The organism is Variovorax sp. AC103, from assembly GCF_979254005.1.
This window is the reverse complement of the sequence record NZ_CEEDFC010000012.1, coordinates 15,054-28,134: the sequence shown is the minus strand read 5'-3', so window position 1 is coordinate 28,134 and position 13,081 is coordinate 15,054. Positions and strand designations below refer to the sequence as shown.

At 67.1% G+C, this 13,081-nt stretch carries 10 protein-coding genes; 4 read left to right on the top strand and 6 right to left on the bottom strand.

Annotated elements, in window-relative coordinates; all coding sequences use genetic code 11:
• The first annotated feature begins 221 nt into the window (after positions 1–221).
• Both AC0IYU_RS18280 and AC0IYU_RS18275 read left to right on the top strand, forming a co-directional pair.
• Positions 222–836 carry a hypothetical protein gene (locus tag AC0IYU_RS18280; RefSeq protein WP_472119748.1) on the top strand — a complete coding sequence of 205 codons (615 nt, stop codon included), beginning with the start codon at positions 222–224 and terminating at the stop codon, positions 834–836.
• A gap of 15 nt (positions 837–851) precedes the next feature.
• On the top strand, positions 852–1,142 hold the full coding sequence (locus AC0IYU_RS18275; RefSeq protein ID WP_472119746.1) for a barstar family protein: 291 nt from the start codon (positions 852–854) through the stop codon (positions 1,140–1,142).
• Between the two features lie 134 nt (positions 1,143–1,276).
• On the opposite strand, the gene gstA is transcribed toward AC0IYU_RS18275, so the two are convergent.
• Positions 1,277–1,906 (bottom strand): glutathione transferase GstA, encoded by a 630-nt coding sequence (gstA, locus tag AC0IYU_RS18270; RefSeq protein WP_472119743.1) that lies wholly within the window; start codon positions 1,904–1,906, stop codon positions 1,277–1,279.
• Positions 1,907–2,044: 138 nt separating this feature from the next.
• On the opposite strand from gstA, the gene AC0IYU_RS18265 reads away from it, so the two are divergent.
• Positions 2,045–2,368 carry a winged helix-turn-helix transcriptional regulator gene (locus AC0IYU_RS18265; RefSeq protein WP_472119740.1) on the top strand — a complete coding sequence of 108 codons (324 nt, stop codon included), beginning with the start codon at positions 2,045–2,047 and terminating at the stop codon, positions 2,366–2,368.
• 46 nt (positions 2,369–2,414) lie between these two features.
• Here the strand turns inward: AC0IYU_RS18265 and AC0IYU_RS18260 are convergent, their stop codons facing one another.
• The gene (locus AC0IYU_RS18260; protein WP_472119737.1) at positions 2,415–3,824 is read right to left on the bottom strand and encodes an MFS transporter; all 1,410 of its coding nucleotides are present in this window, start codon (positions 3,822–3,824) and stop codon (positions 2,415–2,417) included.
• 100 nt (positions 3,825–3,924) lie between these two features.
• Between AC0IYU_RS18260 and AC0IYU_RS18255 the strand changes: the two genes are divergently transcribed.
• Positions 3,925–4,806 (top strand): LysR family transcriptional regulator, encoded by an 882-nt coding sequence (locus tag AC0IYU_RS18255; protein ID WP_472119734.1) that lies wholly within the window; start codon positions 3,925–3,927, stop codon positions 4,804–4,806.
• Between the two features lie 275 nt (positions 4,807–5,081).
• Here AC0IYU_RS18255 and AC0IYU_RS18250 read toward each other — a convergent pair whose 3' ends face one another.
• The 4 genes from AC0IYU_RS18250 to AC0IYU_RS18235 all read right to left on the bottom strand — a co-directional run bounded on the left by AC0IYU_RS18250 (position 5,082) and on the right by AC0IYU_RS18235 (position 12,891).
• Positions 5,082–6,449 (bottom strand): hypothetical protein, encoded by a 1,368-nt coding sequence (locus AC0IYU_RS18250; RefSeq protein ID WP_472119731.1) that lies wholly within the window; start codon positions 6,447–6,449, stop codon positions 5,082–5,084.
• An 84-nt stretch (positions 6,450–6,533) separates the two neighbouring features.
• The gene (locus AC0IYU_RS18245) at positions 6,534–8,945 is read right to left on the bottom strand and encodes a DUF6493 family protein (RefSeq protein ID WP_472119728.1); all 2,412 of its coding nucleotides are present in this window, start codon (positions 8,943–8,945) and stop codon (positions 6,534–6,536) included.
• Positions 8,942–11,512, bottom strand: coding sequence for a DUF6493 family protein (locus tag AC0IYU_RS18240; protein ID WP_472119726.1), 2,571 nt, complete (start codon positions 11,510–11,512; stop codon positions 8,942–8,944). Before AC0IYU_RS18240 ends, AC0IYU_RS18245 begins: the two co-directional genes overlap by 4 nt.
• Positions 11,509–12,891: an SWIM zinc finger family protein gene (locus AC0IYU_RS18235; protein ID WP_472119724.1), complete on the bottom strand. Its 1,383-nt coding sequence runs from the start codon at positions 12,889–12,891 to the stop codon at positions 11,509–11,511. The genes AC0IYU_RS18240 and AC0IYU_RS18235 overlap by 4 nt, the downstream gene beginning before the upstream one ends.
• Positions 12,892–13,081: the final 190 nt, after the last annotated feature.

The following is a 13,081-nucleotide window of genomic DNA, read 5'->3' as shown; positions in this document are numbered from 1 at the left end:
GCGAGTGCGGCCATCGGGCTGAGCCAGCGCTGAGAACTCTGAGACACGGCCCATAAAGCAGCGCGTGTGCGCGATGCCACGGCATTAAAGGTCCGAGACTCACCAGTCGACCAGAGAGCAACATGGCATGCTGCTCACAGCCAGAACCGGTCGGTCGAACGTGTCTCACAATGCCGCCCGAAGCGGACCTTTATCTATGCGCGCTGGAGGCCCTGAGCAAAATGACTGACGTCAAAAGTGGCACACCGCGAGGGGTATTGCCAAGCTATACGACTGACGAACTTGTGGTCCTGAGCAAAGCGAGCCCACGCGTGCGTGTCACCTATGAACTCAAGCTGACGCAATACATGGCAGCATTGAAAGGGCTGAATTTTGTGTTGGCCATCCCGCCCGGCGCCGTTGTGGCGCCAGAGGTCATGAATCGACTGGAGGAGCATGGTGGCCGACTTCATCGGGAAGCAATGCCCCACTACTCCGTGTACATCGGCCACGCCAAACTTGACGGTTCTGAAGACGGCTGGGTTCTAGGGGACCAAGACACACTTAAAGCGGTCGTCCAAGCACTACGAATAGGCCGCCTGTCGCAGCGCTTTGCACTCGGTGCCGTCTGGGCGCATGAAGAGCTCCAGGAGTTCGCGTCCGATTGGTCGGCAGAGCGCTTCGAAATTCAGAACATCGATGGCGAGGATGTTCGACATGCCGTTGACTCCCTCGTTCGCCAAGCTTCGCGTGAAGGCGGAGCGGTGTTCATTGAGTGCAGCGCGGAAAGGCGTCGACCGGCTACAGTCGGCCAGGAGCCGACCTTCGACAGCGACTCTCAGTGGTGCCAGAAATGAGGAGATTGGAACGGCATGGTGGCGCGTAAAGACGAGGTGACGGTAGAGCTGAGCGATGTGAGCAGTTCGCTCGAACTTCAGAACCGACTGATGAACTCGCTCGACTTTCCAGGGTGGTACGGCCGGAACAGGGATGCTTTCTGGGACGCAATCACGGGGTTGATGGAAATGCCGCACCGGCTGCGATTTGTCTACTGGGCCGACTTCGCAGACCGCAATCCTCGCGATGCTAAGCAACTCCGTGAGTGCCTTGCCAAGCTGCGAGCCGAACTGCCAACCCATGCCGCAACTGTTGCCTATGACTAGGGGGCGGGACGCGGCCAACAGCGGACGTTTGGGCGCGTTGCCAGCAGTCCGCCTCCCATGGGGCTGGAGCGGCCTTTGGCATGCTCTCGGCTTCAAAAAGAATCTCCACAGTGGTTCCAGACTGACTTGGATGGCTACTTGAGCCCTTCTGTATCGAGCGCTTTGCGGACGGCCGGCCGTCCGCGCATGCGGACATACCAAGCTTCGAGGTTGCGCAAGCCATCGAAATGGATGTCGGCCTTGTAGACGGATTCCAACCACGGTGCCTGGGCCCAGCCAGTCAGCGCGTACAGGTAGGCATCGGCCACAGTAAACGTTTCTCCCATGAGGTAGTCGCGGCCAGCCAACTGTTCGTCAATCCAGGCATAGCGCCTTGCCAACTTCGGCTTGACGGCTTCGACGTATTTGCCGGCAAGCACCGAGTACAGCAGGGGGATGAAGCCTTTGTGGACTTCAGACGTCAGAAAGCTCAGCCACTCTTGAAGGCGATAGCGCTCGAGGGTCCCGTTCATCGGTGCAAGGCCGGATTCCGGCTTCAAGTCAGCCAGATATTGCACGATGGCCGGACCTTCGCGAAGTGCTGTGCCGTCATCGAGTTCCAGCAGTGGGACATAGCCGAATGGGCTGATTTCATGGAAGTCGCGGCCGTCCTCGGTCCTGTGAGTCTTGTAGTCCACCTTGACCAGGGTGACGTCCAGGGCGAGTTCATTGAGGACGATATGGGGCGAAAGCGAGCAGGCCCCGGGTATGTAGTACAGCTTCATGCAGGTTCATTCCAATATGAGAGGCGCCGGAAGCGCCGTGGAGCCATGCTATGGCGCAGGCATAAAATTGGAAGAAGGCAATAAAACTGCACGTAGGTTAAAAAAGTATACCGACCGCGTTTTTCTGAAAGAAGTGCTATGAAAGCAAACGTGACGGGTTGCTCGGTGGAGGAAGCTATGCGCCTCTTGGGTGGCAGATGGCGGCTCCTCCTTGTGTCCTATATCGTCGATGGGCCCAAGCGCTTCAGTGAGTTACGGCGAGACGTTCCCGGTATTTCGCAGCGCTCGCTCACCCTCGACCTTCGCGCGCTCGAGGAGGCGGGTCTGGTGAAGCGCACGGTGCATCCCACCGCGCCTGTGAGGGTCGAATATGCGCTGACGGCCGATGGCGAGCGCTTGAAGCCAGTTGTTAAGGTGATGATGGACTTCGGGCTTTGGCTGAAACAAAAGGCGCAGGCTTGAGTTCATCGGATTTTCATTCGCCCACACATCCAGGCGGGGTCAGGAACTATGACGAAGGGCTGGTTGGCGACTGGGCAGCGTCGGCTGCGGGCATTCCGTCCTTCAAGCCAAGACAGCTCAGGATGCCTCCGGCGAACAAGAGAGCGACGGCCAGTGCAATCGACACATGCATACCGCTCAAAAAGAGGCTTGGTTCCGTGTCTCGCACAAAGAAGCCAAACACAGCCACGCCCAGCATGCCTCCAATCTGCCGGGCCGAGTTGAGAACGCCAGAAGCGATGCCTGCATAGGCTGCATCCACTGATGACAATGTGGCGTTGGTCATCGTCGGAACGACCAACGCGATACCACTGGCTGCAAGCAACATCGGCAATACCAGCGTCAGATAGGGGCGGTCTGCTTCGACGCGAAGCAGCAGCAGATAGCCCAACGACGCGAGCGCCAGTCCGGCGACCATCAAAGCGCGAGTACCCACGCGGGTGACCAATCGTCCGGCGACGATGTTCATGACCATCAGGATGGCCGTCATCGGCAAGAAGGCCAAGCCGGTCTGTTGCGGAGTGAACTGCTGGACCGCCTGGAAGAACAGGCTGAAGACGAACACCAGCCCGTAGTACGCAAAGTTCACCACCAGACCCACGGCAGTCACTGTCGAGAAGGTCGCACTGCGGAACAACGACAGCGGAAGCATTGGCGCCTTGCTGCGCTGCTCCAGCCAGTAGAACGCGGTTGCGCTGATGAGCGACAGGGCCATTCCGCCGCAGACCCATGGATGCAACCATCCCAGCCGACTTGCTTCTGTCAGCGCGGCGGTCAGCGAAGCGAGCGCAAGGATGGCTGCGAGTTGACCCGGCAGGTCGAGTCCACGACCCGCCTTCGCGACTGCGGTGGGCGCATAGCGCAGGGTCAGTGCCAACCCGAGCACGCCAATCGGCAGGTTGATGAGAAAGATGCCACGCCATCCCACATGCGTGATGAGCAGGCCGCCTAGGACCGGACCAGCTGCCAGCGCGATACCTCCGGCTGCTCCCCACCAACCAACTGCGCGGCTGCGTTGTGCAGGATTCGGAAAAGCCTGCTGCAGCAGTAGCAGGGAACTGGGAACCAGGAGCGCCGCGCCCATGCCTTGGACGACGCGCGCGACCACCAGCAACTTCAGGCTCGGCGCGAGACCGCAGGCGAGGGAGGCCATCGTGAAGACACCGAAACCCGCCACGAAAACCCGTTTGGCGCCCATCCGGTCGCCCAACGCTCCCGAGGTCAGGAGCAGCGCCGCGAACACCAGCGTGTAGGCGTTGACGACCCACTGCAGCCCGGCGACATCGGTGCCGAAGTTCGTGCGCAACGTTTCAAGCGCGACGTTGACCACGCTGACATCCAGCAACACCACGACGAAGCCCAGGCCCGCAGCGACCAAGGTCCCTCGCTGGCGGTGGTTTAAGGAAACGGTAACCATCGACGGCGCCCCTGGAGACAGAGAAGGGCTCGAATCTAGGCGTCGCGCCGCCGTGCGTAAATTCTCAGAAAATGCAACTCATCCTGGAGAAAATGCACAGATGTTCGATTGGGAAGACCTCAGGCATTTCATCGCGGTGGCTCGCTCGGGCACCTTGTCAGGCGCGGCCCGCGAGCTGAAGGTCGATCACGCGACCATCAGCCGTCGACTGAGCTCTTTGGAGCGCGATTTGCAGGTGCGCCTCGTGGAACGACTGCCGCGGGCCTGCCGCCTGACCGACGTGGGGTCCCACGTGTTCGCGTTGGCGCGGGCCTTGGAAGACGATGCGTTCGCCATCGAGCGAACCGTCCGCGCCAGCCAGTCCCCACTCGCCGGTAAAGTTGCCCTCAGCGTGCCGCCGGTCTTGGTGGCCAGCTTCCTGGCGCAGCATCTGACGGAGTTTCGCCAACGGTTTCCTGCCATCCAGCTGTCCGTATCCGGCCAGGCGCAGCAGGTGTCGCTGAGTCGGCGCGAGGCGGACATTGCCGTTCGACTGGTCCGGCCCAAGGAACCAGGCAGCGTCGTGCGGAAGCTGGGAACCATGGCTTTCGCTCTGTACGCCAGTCGGAGCTACGAGGCTCTCTCGCACCCGGAGCTTTGGGAGTTCATTGCCTATGACGCGCGCTTTGAAGACATGCCACAGCAAAAGTGGCTTCGCAGCGTGGCGGGCAAGCGCCCAATCGCCTGCGAGCTCAGTGACATCAACAGCCACCACGCAGCGGTCCAAGCGGGGGCAGGCGTGGGCGGGCTTCCTTGCTTCTTGGGCGACGCCGACGAGACATTACTGCGCGTCGCCGACGATGAGCCATCATTTGCCAGAGACATCTGGCTGGTGGTCCATCGCGACCTGAAGAGCGCTGGGCCGGTACGCGCAGCGATGGATTTTCTTGTCGAGATGATGAAACGAACCCCTGCCTTCAATGGCTCGCCGACGCTCGGCTGACCGGGGACGTCCGCTTTTGAGAATCATGTACAGCCGGTATGGGCCCAAACAGGCCGACGCGGCTACCGGCTACAGTCGGCCAAGAGGCGACATGCACGATACCCTGCGCTAGCCGTCTCACCTGTTTCTGGAAAGACTTGACGTCTGCTATGACAGCAGCCCCTCCTCGATATTGGAACCCCGGAAGCTATTGAGGCTTTAAGGGCTTTCTCAGCTCACTCGGACGCGGAGGTTCGAGAAGAGATGGCGTACCGCCTTGCCAAGCTCAAGGGACACTAGTCGTAGTGCCAGCTGCTCAGGTGGCGCAGTTCCTTCGCGGCGCCCCAACCGCCGTCGTGCGGGCGCGCTCCGTCGCCCGCAGGCGCATGCCGGCCCTGCGCGATGCGGCGCACCCACGGCGTCTTGTCCAGCGAATGCACCCAGGTGGGCGCGCGGCCGCTGCGGCGCGGCTGCACGCGGACGGGAATGTCCGCTGCATCGGGAAGGTCGCTGAAAACCCCGGCTAGGAACTCCGCATGCGCATACGCTCGCACGCGTTCGCGCACCTCATGCACATACACCGTCACCCAGCGGCCGGGCTCGAGCCGGATGGCCCACACATCGCCCGCCGCGGCGGGCCCGTCGCCCACCGACGCGGCGGCCCTGGGCTGCTTCGGCGCCAGCGCCCGCGCACGCGCCGCGAGGCCGCCGTCGAGGCTGTCCTTGGCCGCCGGGAGCGGCACGGGTCGCGGTGCCTCGAGCGACACGGTGGGAATGTCCAGCCCCCCGAACAGCACGTCGAAGTACTCGGTGCGCACACCGTGCTGTCCGACGTTGCTGTCCCACCAGGCCAGCGGCGCCTGCACTTCTACGCGCAGATTGGGCCTCGCGTCACGCTCGCGATAGGAGGTGAAGCGCTCGGCCATGCCGGGGTGCGTGGGCGGTGCCAGCACGCCCACCAGCGCCAGGTCTTCGAGCACCGCCACCGGCGTGTGCGCACCGCGCAGGATCTTGGTCGCCGCGATCGCCTCGGCGGCAGCCGAGTAGCGTGTGGCGGCAGGCAGGCTGCGCAGCACGGTCCGAAGGGCGCCGAGCGCCCAGCGGTCGTACTCGGTGGGCTCGGGGCGCGCGTCGCCCAGCCACTGCAGCACCTGGGCGTGACCCGCGGGGTCGCCGTCCAGCGGCGTGCCGACAGTGAGGCGGAAGGCCCAGGCCTGCAGCAACTGCACAGGACCTTGGCGCCAGCCGCAGACCTCGCACAGATCGGACGATGACGCGCTCCACGGCGTGAACGGGTGCGCGGGCATGGCGCGGGCGATCAGCACGCCGGGCAAGGCACTGCGCCACGCGGCAGGCGCAGACCACAGGCCCGCGACGAAGGCCGCCGCGGCTTGCTGCACCGACCATGCGGCCGCGCGCTTGCGCAACTGCGTGAGGCAGTCGTCGTGCGCGGGCCTTGCGGCCGTGTCGGGGTCGAGCCCGGCCGACGCCAGCGGCTCACGCAGCGCAGCGTAGGGTGGCGTCATCGGCACCTGCTGCCAGGTGGCGCTCCGGTCTGCGTCCCACTCGAAACGGCCTGCGCTGCGCAGCACTTCCCAGCGGGCGAGGTGCTCGCGGGTCTGGGGATCATGGGTCGCAGGGATGCGCCAGGGGTTTTGAGTCATCGTTCATGTCCAGCAAAAAGGAAGGGACCTCGCTGGCAGGCAAGGCCCCCGAGCATTCGGCCCATCGGCACGGTGCCTCGCGGTTCAACGCAGCAGTGCGTTCGCGGCCTTGGCCGCGGCCGACGCCCCGGTGAAGCTTGCGAGCCATTCGCGCAGCGCAGGTGATGGCGCGCCCGCCCCGATGCGCAGGGATTCGTCCAGCAGAACCGTGAGCAAGGCCCCGATGCCGCGCGTCGCCCGGTCGAGCCGGGGCAACAGCGCGCCCAGCAGTTGCACGACCAGGCCGGGGTCGATCCGGGCCACATCCGTGAAGGACGCCGCCCAGCGCGTGAGCACGCAGGCCGGTGCGCAGTCCGCGAAGCCGCGCGCCGCCTGCGCCACGGCCAGGCGGGCGGGTATGGCCGCCACCAGCAGCTCGGCCGCCTGGGCGCGCAGCGGCGCCTGCCCGGCCGACATGCCAAGAGCCACCAGTTGCACCGTCTCGGCCGTCCAAGTACCGGGATGGGCGGCCAGCACCTCCAGCAGCGGCCCAGCGTGGTGCTCGACCTCGCCGGAAATCGTGTGGTTCAGCAGCTCGAGCCCCACGGCCGTGAGCCGCAGGGTCGAGGGTGGGTGCACCAGGGCCAGTTCGTGCGTGACCAGATCGGTGGTGCCGCGGTAGGAGCGCCACAGCTCCATCGGCGAGGACGGGATGAGCGCCGGGTCGGCGGACGAGGGCTGCTCGCTCGGATCGGCATGGATGCGCGGGTCCCACCACACCCACTGCGGTGATCCGTCGGCCTTGAGCGTCTCGGAGCCGCGGCTGCGCCACTCGATGCGCAGCGCCTCGGTGACGAGCGGGGCCGCGACAGCGGCCGCGGCCAGAACCTGGCCCTGTGCGTCGGGCGGCACGCGCAGCAGCGCCTGCTGGAGGTCCGCGGACAGCGGTGCGACGCTGGCATCCGCCTGGCCCAGCTGCCGTGTTTCGGCAAGCCGCTCCAGCAGCACTTCGGCCTCCACGCGGCCGAGCGTGTCGGTCGGCGTGGCCAGCAGCGGCCGCCGCGCGGCCCGACCCTGCAGGATCGCAGCCACCTCGCGCAAACGCACGACGAAGCTGGGCAGCACGCTGCTCTGCTCCGCCGTCGGCCGGTCCTCGCGCTCTCCTTGCTTGACCACGGTCTCGCCGTCGCGCACGAAGGTCGTCGTCGACCGGAAGTAAGTCTGCGGCAGGAACTCGTTCGCGGGCTCGAAGACCACGGCCAGCATAACGGCCGGAAAGTGCGAGCTGTCCCGCTCCGCCAGCTTTAAAGCGCGCTTGCGCAGCGGCGCCAGCCGTTCAACAAGCGGCGGCGCGCCGGCCGTAGCGGGTCCGGCGAGCCAGGCCAGCCCCAGCTCGAACTCGATCGCATCGCGCGGAGTCTCGAGCAAGGCGGCCCAGCGCTCGACCGCATCGTCATCAGTGAAGGGCCGCACGGGCGCGGCGGCGGGCACGGGGTATGACGCGGAGGACGGCGCCTCCAGCGAAGCCGCAGCGCCTGCCTCGGGCGCGAGTTCCGCCGCGACGGCGGGCGACAGCGAACCGCTGGCCTGCACCACGAGTTCGGTGCGTCCGAGCTTGGCGAGCGCGGCGAGCGTGGCCCGTTGCACATCCGCGTGTGGATGGGCCGCGCCTTGCGCGATCACCTGCGCGGCAGCATCCGCACGCCGGGCGTGGCCGTCCTTGCTCTCGCCCTGCGCGGCAGCGCCGAGCGCGCCGAGCACGCGCAACACCGCGAGCGCGCTCGCCTTGCCGCCGGCCAGGGCGGCAGGGGCCGCCTCGATGAAGGGATCCGCCTCCAGCAGTCCGGCCTTGTGCACGGCGGCGAGCTGTACGACGGCCAGTGAGACGGTTGCCGTGATGGGCGACACCAGGCCCAGACGCAGCAGCGCCTGGTCGGCCGCGGCCTCCTGCGCGCTCGGCGCCAGCGCGGCGTACACGCGCGAGAACCAGCCGGCCCGGTAGGCGGAGAAATCGCGGTTCAGTGCCTGTAGGCAAGCACGCAGCACGCGCGCTCGATCCAGCGTGCCGTCGGCGACGAGGTCGACCACCGTGTGGTGCCAGTTCCCCTCTTCGCGCGAGAACTTGTCGACGTTGGCCAGCGAGATCTCGCCGCCGCCTTCCACCTCGAAGATGCGCCAGAAGGTCTCGTCGCGCAGCGCCCGGTCGTGGCGCAGCATGAAGGCACGCACCTCCCACTCATGGCGCCCGCCGAGACCGGCGACCATCGCCAGCACGTAGTCGTCGCTGTGCGCAACCGCCTGCCCTTCGAACAGCTCGGCCAGCCGGATCGGCACGAATGCGGGCCGCTGCGTCCACGTCGTGGCCAACTGGCGCAGGCAAGCCGGCGAGCCGTCCCGCAGATGGGGCCCCGCATCGCGGATCGCGCACAGGGACGCGTGCAGATCCTGCAGGCTCGCGCCCTGCGTGACCAGGCGGCCGAGGTCGCGATACCAGTCCCATACGTTGTCGTAGCTCATCCCTGAAGTTCCTGTTCCTGTTCGTGTTCGGTGGCGTGTGCTTCGGCGGCAGCCTCGTGGGCCAGATCCGTGGGGCCGGGGCCCCCGGCGGCGAGCGCCCTCAGCGCCACCGCCATCACCGAGGCCCCTTTCGCCTTGCTCGCCAGCGTGGCCGGCAGCGCGAGAGGCGTGCCGTAGACCGCCGACAGGCGCGCGGCCAGCTCCACCAGCCGGGCCGCGCCATTCACGCCGTCCAGACCGGGCAGCAGCGCCGCCAGGGTTTGCAACACCCGATAGCCGGACAGCGCACCGATGGAGGCCGCATCGGCCAGCGCCTGCGCCACGCGCCCGGCCATCGCGAAGCCCTCGGCCATGTGCGCACCGAGCTCGGCCGCAAAGCATTCGGGATCGAGCAGCCCGGACGCCGCCAGCGCCGCGACCGCCTCTGCGGCCTGCGCACGCGGCGCAGCCTCCTTCGCCGACAGGCCCAGCGCGAGCGCGGAATACACGGGCCCGCCCGGCAGTTGCCGACTGGCGCCCAGCGCCTGCATCAGCGCGCCGATGCCGCGCAGGTTCACCACCGCCGTTGCCGTATACAACGCGGGATGGAAATGCGCGGCCAGCGTGTCGGGGTGCTCGCGCAGCAGCCAGGCCGTCCACTGCACGATCTGCTCGAAGCCGTCCTGCTCGCGCGCTTCCTGTGCCCGGAAGGTGAATTCCGCGGCCACGCGCGACACGTCGAGGGCGCGCTGCGCGAAGCCGGCCGTGGCGTCCGGCAGGGCTTCATCGGGCGTCAGCCACAGGGGCCGGGGCTGGGCCCCTAGGACCTCCAGCTCGCGGCCGAAAGTGCCCTCGCCCAGTTCGCACACCGCGCGCAGCCATGTGCGTGGTCGGTACACCAGCGGGGCCGCCAACGGTTCGGCCCGGAACTGCGCCATCAGCAGCCCGGCCGGCGAATGTGTGGGAAAGAACCGGTAGCCGGAGCGGGAGTGGTGAACGGCCACCTGCTTCCATTCGCCGCTTTCCACGTCATAGGTGCTGCTCTTGCTGGTGTTCGACTCGATCTCGGCGCCTTCGGGGTCCGCGTCGCCCGGACGCACAGTCACATAGCGGCGATAGCCCCGGAAGGCCAGGCTCGCCGCCTCGCCCGCGCGGCCGAGCAGCCATGCGGCCAGATGACGGCGGGGGGAGGCAGCATTCGCATCCCAGACGCCGTCAAAGACTTCCTGCGCGCGCTGCAGCAGCGCCGCGTCCACCGCCATGCGCGGATGCGCGGCCCCATAGGCCAGCAATTGGGGTAGGTCCGCGCCGTCGCCGCTTCCTTCCAGTTGCGCGGCCACCCCGGCGACGAAGCTGGCCTCATCCTGAATGGGCTCGGGGGCAGAAATGGAAGTAGGCAACGGCCTGCGGCGCGGAGGCGGCACCGCAACCGGATCGCCTGCCACGGCTTCGGCTGCGGCGGGGGCGTCTGCCTGAGCGTCGGTCCCCCCAAGCCGGTCCGCGGCCGACCGCAGCTCCGGCGGCAATGCGTCACGCACGCCGGCCACCAAGGCAGCGATGGCCTGGCACTGCGCTTCGTCTGCGTCCAGCGCGGCCAGAATCGCGAGCTGCGCCTTGAGCAGCTTCTTCTCGGTGCGCAACAGCACCGCACCGGAAGCTGCAATAAGCGCATCGGCGTCGACCCTGCCGGCCTTCGCGCCCCGGAGCAGCATGTCCTGCGCCAGCCCCACCGAAGTGCTGGGCGCAGTGGCCAGCACGGCGCAGTAGCGCAGCGCATGCCGGGCGATGTCTTCGGCCGAAGGCTCGAGCAGGCGATGGACGCGGTGGTACCAGACGCAGTTCTTCGCAGAGAAGTCCCGCAGCAGGGCGTCCAGGCTCTCGCGCAGCAGTTCCTCACGCAGACCGGGTCGGCGTTCGCATACAAGGCGCAGCGCGTCATCCCAACCCGCCGCATTCCAGTCGGTGAGCTGGTAGTTGCCGCCCATGCCCTCCACGCGGAAGAACTGCAGGAACTCATGCTCCATCAGGTAGGCATCGGCCAGCAGGGCGTCGGCGATCTGCGCGCCCGTCGGCTTGTGGGGCGCACCGTCGGTCTGGCGAACGACCAGCCACTGCACCAGCCGGTTGAAGTACGCCAGCGAATCCGGACGCAGCCGGCGCGACACGACCAGTTCTCGCGCGATGGCCCAGTTCTGTGCATGCAGACCTGACCCGTGATCCGCCATCGTGTCGATGAAGGCGTGCAGCCAGGGCGCTTCGCGGTCGCGCGTGCCTTCCAACACGGCCTGTTGCACGACGCCGGCATGAGGTTTTAGGGCGCGGACTTTCACGGGCTCGAAAGGCATGAGCGCGTCGACGATCTGCTTTGGGTTGCCCAGTCCGGCGAGCGCAAGACAGGCACGGCGGGTAAAACCCTCCTGCCTGAACCAGCGGGAGGGCGGCAGAGTTTTGGCCAGCGCCTGGCGTTCGTCTTCGCGGGCACCGGCCAGCGCCTGCCGCAGTTCCGCCAAAGACTCGTCACCGCTCGCCTTCACGGCCTGGCGCAGGTGGGCACGGCGCGCGTCGAGTGTCAGGGTCAGCGCCGTCATTCCTGTTTCCCTCTGCTGAAGATGCGCGCCGCCAGCACATGCTTGCAGGGGCCCCGCGTATCGCGGTACTTGGCGAACCACGGGCAGGTACAGCGGTCGACCGCGTCGCCTTCGTGCAGGCGAACCTCGTAGCGCAGGTCGGCCGAGTGCACCCGGTAGGTACCATGGCCGACTCCGGGCAGGACCGCGCCGGCTTCCACCAGCCGATGCGCGTCGGCCAGGCGCGGATGCATGTCGGCCAGGGCGCCGCGCGCCAGCGGCAGGGGGCGGTGGAAGTAGGCCGCATCGGCCAGATCGAATCCCACCTGTCCCGACGAAGCCAGGACGCCGAGCGCATCGCCCACGCGGGCGACCGTGAGCGCGCTGGCCAGCGCCAGGCGAGGAATGTCGATGCGGGGCTCGAAGGACAGCAGCGTGGCGATCAGGTCGGCGTCCTCGGCCACGGTGTCGCCGGCCAGGCCGTGCAGCACGCCGCCTTCGCCGGAGAAGCCGCGCGACTTCTCAGGGCTCAGCGCCACGGTGAAACGCCCACCGGGCAGGTCGAGCACCCATGCGCTGGCGACGGGCAGCGAAGCGGCAACGACCTCGGGCCCGTAGGCGCGCAGGCCGGTGGCAAAGCGCAGCAGCGGTTCCAGCACGCGCAGGCGTTCCGGCCCGGCCACGCATACCGCGCCGGCGGCGGGGTGGGAGGCCAGACGCAGCGAGCGCAACGCGGGCACGGCCCACATCACGGCCTTGGTGGCCGATTGCCGGGGCAGCGCCTGCAGGAAGGCACGGGTCGCCGCCAAATCCAGCGCGTGATGCAGGCGCATGCCGGCGCAGGCGTACTGCGTTTCGGCGAAGCCCTTCAGCCACCGGCCCGGCAAGGGCACCTTCTCCTCGATCAGGCGGGCGCTGCCGGTGCTGACCTGGAGCGCTTCGTCGCCGACGCCAAGCAGCAGTTGGTCCTGGCTTTGCACGCCGGCCAGCGCCTGGCGCAGCGGCGGGTTGACATCAACGTTGGTGACGCCGGGCGCGCAGTGGTGGATGTCCAGGGCCTCCCTGGCCACGTCGAGCCGGGCATAGACGCCGCAGCAGGCGCTGAAGGACTCGAAGCGCAGCCCCTGCGGGGTCGATGTCACGACCGGATCGGCCGCACGCAGGATCGCGGCCAGCATGTTGGGTGGCACGTAGAAGCGCGTGCGCGCCACGCGCGCCACCGCCAGCAGTGCCGTCGCCACCACCGAAGGATGTTCGACGAAAGCGCTGAAGAAGTACGGATGCGCCTCCTCGCCAGCCGGCGAGGTGCCGCCGCTGGTGGCCAGGGCCAGCCGGGAAGCCATGCCCTCTGGCAAGAGGGCGGACGGTGAGAGGTAGCGATAGTCGAGGACGGTGCTCATGCGTGCCCACTATAGTGATAGTGACACGAAAGTAACAAAACATGAATGCACTTCACGCCTTGTCGCTTGGTTCGAACAGGAGGTGTAGTCATGCGCCAGACGGAGTTGCGGTTGACCGAAGAGGATCGCGTGGTGATCGACGGCATCCGGATGAAGGGAGTGCATCAATCGCGAGAAGTCAATCGCTCAT